The organism is Bartonella queenslandensis AUST/NH15 (assembly GCF_000312585.1).
Taxonomy (GTDB): Bacteria; Pseudomonadota; Alphaproteobacteria; order Rhizobiales; family Rhizobiaceae; genus Bartonella; species Bartonella queenslandensis_A.
Window position 1 is genome coordinate 158,022 of the sequence record NZ_HE997998.1, and the last position, 7,368, is coordinate 165,389.

5 protein-coding genes and 1 pseudogene are annotated in these 7,368 nt (G+C 37.0%); 1 reads left to right on the forward strand and 5 read right to left on the reverse strand.

Translation table 11 applies throughout. The features are described from left to right. Together BN338_RS04460 and BN338_RS04465 are read right to left on the reverse strand one after the other, a co-directional pair. Window positions 1–1,336 (reverse strand): annotated as a pseudogene (locus BN338_RS04460) (lysine--tRNA ligase); the annotation flags it as partial. A 374-nt stretch (window positions 1,337–1,710) separates the two neighbouring features. Then, the gene (locus BN338_RS04465) at window positions 1,711–2,946 is read right to left on the reverse strand and encodes an argininosuccinate synthase (RefSeq protein WP_039759416.1); all 1,236 of its coding nucleotides are present in this window, start codon (window positions 2,944–2,946) and stop codon (window positions 1,711–1,713) included. A gap of 165 nt (window positions 2,947–3,111) precedes the next feature. Here BN338_RS04465 and BN338_RS04470 point away from each other — a divergent pair, with 165 nt between their 5' ends. After that, window positions 3,112–3,753: a LysE family translocator gene (locus BN338_RS04470; protein WP_039759417.1), complete on the forward strand. Its 642-nt coding sequence runs from the start codon at window positions 3,112–3,114 to the stop codon at window positions 3,751–3,753. Between the two features lie 668 nt (window positions 3,754–4,421). Here BN338_RS04470 and rlmN read toward each other — a convergent pair. The 3 genes from rlmN to ptsN form a co-directional block, all read right to left on the reverse strand. After that, complete coding sequence (rlmN, locus tag BN338_RS04475; protein WP_039759418.1) at window positions 4,422–5,648, reverse strand: dual-specificity RNA methyltransferase RlmN; 1,227 nt, start codon at window positions 5,646–5,648, stop codon at window positions 4,422–4,424. Between the two features lie 42 nt (window positions 5,649–5,690). Next, window positions 5,691–6,194: an invasion associated locus B family protein gene (locus tag BN338_RS04480; RefSeq protein WP_039759556.1), complete on the reverse strand. Its 504-nt coding sequence runs from the start codon at window positions 6,192–6,194 to the stop codon at window positions 5,691–5,693. 647 nt (window positions 6,195–6,841) lie between these two features. Beyond that, window positions 6,842–7,306, reverse strand: a complete 465-nt coding sequence (ptsN, locus tag BN338_RS04485) for a PTS IIA-like nitrogen regulatory protein PtsN (RefSeq protein ID WP_039759419.1) — start codon at window positions 7,304–7,306, stop codon at window positions 6,842–6,844. Window positions 7,307–7,368 lie beyond the last annotated feature (62 nt).

Below are 7,368 nucleotides of genomic sequence, written 5' to 3' on the forward strand. Positions count from 1 at the left end.
CTTGTTTGGTTTAACAAAAACATCAAAGTATTTAATGGCAAATTTCACCAATTGATCAAGTTCTGGATAAGTTTGCGCATTTGCCCCCTTAGCGTAACGAGAAATAAAACCCCAAAGAACCTCTGAATTCTCTGCATTTGAAGCACTTACCAAATTTAAAAGCATCGCAAAAGGTACAGGTAAATCAACCTGCGGTGGACAACCATTATGAATATGCCATACAGGATTATTGAGCCGTGCTTGCCAACTTTGACGACCATAGGCAGAAAGATGCGCATAATATTCATCCACAGCTTTAGGAATAACATCAAAATAAAGCCGTTTTGCTGTCTTGGGCTTTGAAAACATATAAAGCCCTAAGCTCTCTGTTGGAGCATATGTAAGCCATTCATCAATGGTTAAGCCATTTCCCTTGGATTTGGAAATTTTCTGCCCTTTATCATCTAAAAAGAGTTCATAGTTAAATCCCTCTGGAGGCTTTCCACCTAGTACTTTACAAATTTTAGAAGAAAGATTTGTGGAATCGATAAGATCTTTTCCTGCCATTTCATAATCAATGCCAAGCGCTGTCCAGCGCATTGCCCAATCAACCTTCCACTGACACTTAACCTTGCCTCCTGTAACTTCTGTTTCTATAGTTTCTCCTGTTTCAGGTTCAATATAAGTAACTGTTCCTTTTTCAACATTCCGCGCAATCATCGGCACTTGTAGCACTTTTCCAGAAAAAGGAGAAATCGGTAAAAAGAGAGAATAGGTTGCCTGTCGCTCTTCACCCAATGTTGGTAAAATAATTGCCATTACCTTGTCATAACAAGCAAGGATTTTTAAAAGTGTTTCATCAAAACGACCGGAACTGTAATAATCCGTAGCACTTGCAAATTCATAATCAAAACCAAAACGATCAAGAAAAGCACATAAACGTGCGTTATTCGCCGCTCCAAAAGAAGGATAATCATCTCCAAAAGGATCAGGGACACGGCTCAACGGTTGACCAAGATAATGTTCCATCTTCTCGCGATCTGGCACATTCTCAGGAACCTTGCGCAAACCATCCATATCATCAGAAAACAAAGCAGTTTTGTTTTACTTTATTCTCGGTAAGAATATGAAATGCATGACGCACCATAGTTGTACGTGCTACTTCCCCAAAAGTTCCAATATGCGGTAAACCAGAAGGTCCATAGCCTGTCTCAAATATTACGCTGTCTGGATAACCCGTCTTTTCGTACCGTTTGATAATCTTACGTGCTTCTTCAAATGGCCAAGTCCTCGATTGAGCAGCCGCATCCTTTAATTCAGGCGTAAGGCTAAGGGCATCACACTGATTACGCATCATTATTTATCCTAAAAATTATAATCCTTCAAAATAGGGTTTATGGTTCTTGAATTTATTCGTCAATAATAGAAAGCAAAAAGATATAAATTATCTTTATACTCTTAAGTCACAATACAAAAACTACCCTCGCTGTAAACATATTTCGTTCTGGATAAAATAAAAAACATTGAACGTTATAAAGCGAAGTTATCTTGTTTTGATTATCAGAGCCTTTATTATTATTTTTTTGTGGATCTTGCTTATTATGGTTATTCGCAAAAAAGTGAAGACTCTAACATTGAACGAAAAAACTATAAAAACCAACAGGTAAAAATTATCAAGTTAAGCGTTTCATATAAAAGTACTGCCTCACATGATACTTATCAAAGTAATTTTTATTTCTTTTCTTTATCACCTTTACAACGCCTTGCTAATGTACACAAACGTAGAGCATTTAATTTAATGAAACCAGTTGCATCTCTTTGATCATAAGCACCTTGATCATCCTCGAAAGTTACCAATTCACTCGAATAAAGTGATTTGTTGCTTTGGCGCCCTTCAACAATCACGTTCCCCTTATAAAGCTTTAATTTGACTTCACCTTCAACATGTTCTTGAGATAAATCAATCGCTGCCTGCAACATCTTACGTTCAGGAGAAAACCAAAAGCCGTAATAAATGAGTTCTGCATAACGTGGCATCAATTCATCTTTCAAATGAGCTGCACCACGATCCAGCGTTAAAGATTCTATAGCTCTGTGAGCTGTTAAAAGAATGGTTCCACCTGATGTCTCATAAATACCCCGCGATTTCATACCTACAAAACGATTTTCTACCAAATCTAACCGACCAATACCATTATCTCGCCCGTAATGATTTAGTTCTGAAAGTAAAGTTGCAGGAGATAAATTTTTTCCATTGATTGAAACAGCATCGCCTTTTTTAAAGCCAAGAGTGATTCTGGTTGCTTGATCTGGAGCATCTTCCGGAGAAAGAGTACGCATATGGACATATTCAGGAGCAGGAAGTGCTGGATTTTCTAAAATCTTTCCTTCTGATGAAGAATGTAATAAATTTGCATCTACAGAAAAAGGGGCTTCGCCTTGCTTATCCTTTTCTACAGGAATTTGATGTGTACGAGCAAATTCAAAGAGATCTGTCCGACTCTTAAAATCCCAATCACGCCATGGAGCAATAACCTTTATATCAGGATTAAGCGCATAAGCGGAAAGCTCAAAGCGCACCTGATCATTGCCTTTTCCTGTTGCTCCATGAGCAATAGCATCGGCCCCTGTTTCCTTAGCAATTTCGATAAGGCGTTTTGAAATAAGTGGACGTGCAATTGACGTTCCTAAAAGATAAGCCCCTTCATAAACGGTATTGGCTCGAAACATCGGAAAAACAAAATCACGCACAAATTCTTCACGCAAATCCTCAATGTAGATTTCTTTAACACCGAGCATTTCAGCTTTACGACGAGCAAGTTCTAACTCTTCCCCCTGCCCTAAATCTGCTGTAAAAGTTACAACTTCAACGTCTAGCGTGGTTTGCAACCATTTGAGAATAATTGACGTATCCAATCCTCCCGAATAAGCCAAAACAACTTTTCTAATATTTTGCCACTTTTTCATTCTAAAGCCCTATACGAATTGCTTTTTTTTCCAAAAAATTAAAACGATGCAAGAAATATAAAAATGAATTCTCTTTAAACAACATTAAAAAGACTCAAAAAACATAAATAAAGCTATCTCAAAGTATAAATAATGAACATTACTTAAAAATAAGAGGAGATTGACGTGTCATTTCTACCGGAGTGGTCTATTGTTGTACAATTTGCTTTAGCATCGTTGATTTTAGCACTTATTCCAGGACCTGATATGATGCTTTCTGTAGGACGAACCATTACACAAAGCAAAAAAGCTGGAATCATATGCGCCTTGGGAAGTGCAACAGGATTTGCCATTCAGGTTACAGCCGTAGCGCTAGGCTTATCAGCGCTTATTTTCGCTGCGCCACACGCTTTTGTTCTTCTGAAAATTGTTGGCGCCTTTTATCTTTTATGGTTTGCCTTTCAAGCATTACGGAGAAAACCGACACTTTCCTTTGAACCAACATCTTCTAAATCTCAAAGCTCTAAACGTAACTATCTCGCTGGTATTGGAATTAATCTTCTCAATCCTAAAGTCATACTCTTTAATGCGACATTCTTACCACAATTTATCAATGCGAATGATCCTATGGCAACACAAAAGTTACTCTTTTTGGGACTCTCTTATATTCCTATTTCTTTTCCCATTACAATTTCTGTCGTTTTTACAGCACATAAACTTACCAAAATCCTTAAACAAAACCCTCTTTATCTTCGCTTTCTCGACTGGCTTATTGCTGGTACTTTTACCAGCTTTGCTCTGCATCTTCTTACCGTTACAAAAAATTGATTTATAAGGTGTAATTTATCATTTTTAATTTAAATGATAACTCTAGATATTATGAAACCCTCTCATTTTAAATCTATTGATGTTGAATTAAACAATAGCTTTCCCTTGTATATCTCAAGAAAAGCCAAAAAATAGAATGCAGGTACCAACTTACATCTTTATTAAAGTATCCTATATTTCACAGAGGCTTTTTTGTTATACTCTTTGCTGGTATTTTTGTGAAATGAAGAGTGTATTAAGAAATGCTTTTTTAAAAACATGTCAAGGGACAAGACAATAGAATTTATATTTTAGACACGCCATTTTACGTGTAAGACGTAATCTTGTTAGAGAACGTAACAAACAAAAGTATAAGGCAATATATATTTCCATTCTTTAGAAGATATTACCATCGATGCTTTTAAAAATCATAAAGCCAAAGTAAAGAGTGTGAGGCGGAAATGTGTGCCTCTTGGGACTTTCCTCTAATTTAGCTTTCATCCTCATTTCATTGATTGTGCAGACAGATTTTATGCAATATTTTTTCCCCTATTGAACCCATAAAAGCTGAGATTCTTCATCTCGCACTGATCCACATTAACCTCTATCTCACACATGATATTATACGGGATTTATATGTTGATTTATAGAAAAAAACATAGGCTTTATATCGCTGAAAACTGCGTTAACTAATGACCAACGGCATTTTCAAGTTTCAAACGTTCAGATTTCCGTAAGCGCTCTGAAACCGATTTAAGCTGTCCACATGCCGCTAAAATATCGCGTCCACGCGGTGTGCGAATAGGAGAAGCATAGCCTGCTTGATTAACAACATCAGCAAAACGCTCAATTTGCTCCCAATCAGAACATTGATAATTACTCCCTGGCCACGGATTAAAAGGAATTAAATTGATCTTAGCAGGAATGCCTTTCAATAACTGAATTAATCGCTTAGCATCATCTAAACTATCATTGATATCTTTCAGCATAACATATTCAAATGTGATTCGTTTTGCATTAGACAAACCAGGATAATTACGGCAAGCATCCATTAACAAACTAAGCGGATATTTTTTATTGATAGGAACAAGCATATCCCTTACCGTATCGTGTACGGCGTGGAGTGAAATTGCTAACATAACACCAATTTCTTCTCCAGTTCGGATAATTCCAGGAACAACCCCACTGGTTGAAAGCGTAATCCGACGTTTTGATAAAGAAAGCCCATCGCCATCAGAAGCAATCAATAAAGCTTTTTTTACAGCTTCAAAATTATAAAGAGGTTCTCCCATTCCCATCATCACAATATTGGTAATTTTGCGCCCTTCAACAGGAACAATCGCCCCATCAGGGGTATTTTTATCAGGAAAATCGCCCAAACAATCACGTGCAATCAATAATTGTGCTAAAATCTCTTCTGCGGTCAGATTGCGAACAAGCATCTGTGTTCCCGTATGACAAAAAGAGCAGGTTAACGTACAGCCTACTTGCGATGAAAGACATAAAGTACCACGTCCTTCTTCAGGGATATAAACCGTTTCAATTTCAACAGGCCTTCCAGCCCCACGTGCTGGAAAACGTAAGAGCCATTTACGTGTGCCATCCTTTGATATTTGTTCTCCGACAATTTCTGGACGTGCAATGGAAAAATGACGTTTAAGTGTTTCTTGCATGGCTTTAGAAATATTCAGCATTTCATCAAAATTTGAAACACCACGTACATAAAGCCAATGCCAAAGCTGACGTGCACGCATACGCGTTTGACGCTCTGGTATACCAACTGTCTTCAAAGCTTGCACTATTTCATCTTGCGATAATCCAATTAAAGAGAGCTTAGAACTCTCTTTCACAGCGACATTCTCTGTTTTTCGTTCTAAACATAAATCAACAGGTCTAAGATCATAGGAAATAGCCATTGCTTTCCAATTTACATCACTATTTTAGAAATTATCAAAACCTTAATGGCACTTTTGAGCTGCATTTAAGGCAGCAGTAACCCCTTTTAAAGAATAAGTATAGGTAGTATGCGTTCCCCGTTTTGATATTGCTTTCACTGTCATATTGTTTCCAGCGCGCATGGCAGAAATAAGCTGTTTTTCTAGCTCTGATGATGCCAACCAAGCTGAGGAATCTTTCGTGAAAAAATCAAAGTCCTTATCTCCAATGGTCACTGTCACTCTCGACCCTTCTTGAAGCGTATAGCCGGCCATAAACTGCGGTTCAAATGAAACAGGTGATTGAGAACGCTTGGTAACTAAGAAAAAATTATCACCATGATTAACTGTTGTGGGAAGAGCCTTCAAAGGAACAGATAACACATAACAAATCGTATTTTGAGGCGATTTATAAGAATAGGCTCCCCACGCCTCAAATTGATTTAAACGGCTTGGCGTTTGTGCATATGCTGCCCCCGCTGTAACAAAAACCATTACAGATGCAGCAATAACAGTCTTTTCAAACATCTTCATTTAGCTCACTTCTTTAATCTCTAACAAGATTCTCTTCATCGGAAAAGTTCAAACAAAAACTCCTCGATACTCGATACTTATGTATAATTATCCTAATCCCTTCAATAAGCAAAATATCTTCACAGCAATTAGAATAGATGTTTACGTCCCATTGTGACCTTTTAGTCGTTACCAAAATATGAATTTTTTATTCAATAATCACATTAAAAAACAACATTTTTGATTTCACACAGCTCATTTCGTCTTTTATGAAAAAACGATTTCTTTAAGTAAACTACTTCACAACTTTGAAAATACACCCCGTACTCCCCAAAAAAACTCATAGCCTCGTGAATATTACCTCTCAACGTTACACATCCAATATCCAATACATATATGTCCGTAAGATACTCCACCTTTCACTCATTGTAGTATATTTATACTGCGTATTCAATATTGTCCTGATATAACCTTTTCATAATCTTAAAAATATCTTACAAAAATAATCAAGTATTATCAATATATTAATCATGAAACAAAGAGACCCTCGACTCTGTCTAAAGAGCGAATCGCATAACGTAATCTTTTACTATCAGCCCTTTAAAATGCAAATTATACTATTTCTAAGCTCTATGGTGTAATTTATATACTCATAATTCCTTTTAAGCTGCATTTGATTCTGAAGTTTGAATCAATAAAGCATAAAGCGCATTGGCATTATGCGTATTGCGTAATTTTTGCACAACATCAGCATGACGCAAAACACGTGCAATCTGTGATAAAGCTTTTAGGTGATCTGCACCAGCATTTTCAGGTGCTAAAAGCAGAAAAACGAGATCTATAGGTTCGTCATCAAGAGCTTCAAAATCAACAGGACTTTCAAGACGTGCAAATATACCAATAATCCGATTAATATCTGGTAATTTTCCATGAGGAATCGCAATACCACCCCCCAGCCCCGTTGAACCAAGCTTCTCACGTTGCAAAACGATATCAAAAATCACATGCTCACTAAGACCTGTAAGCTGAGACGCTTTTTCGGCTAAAATTTGCAGAACTTGTTTTTTCGAATTAGCCTTAAGAGCCGGAATAATTGCTTCCGGTGCTATTAACTCACTCAAATTCATCCTTTAATTTTCCTCTTACACGCTCAAATGCTTACTAATAAACCTATAAACGGTATCGATAT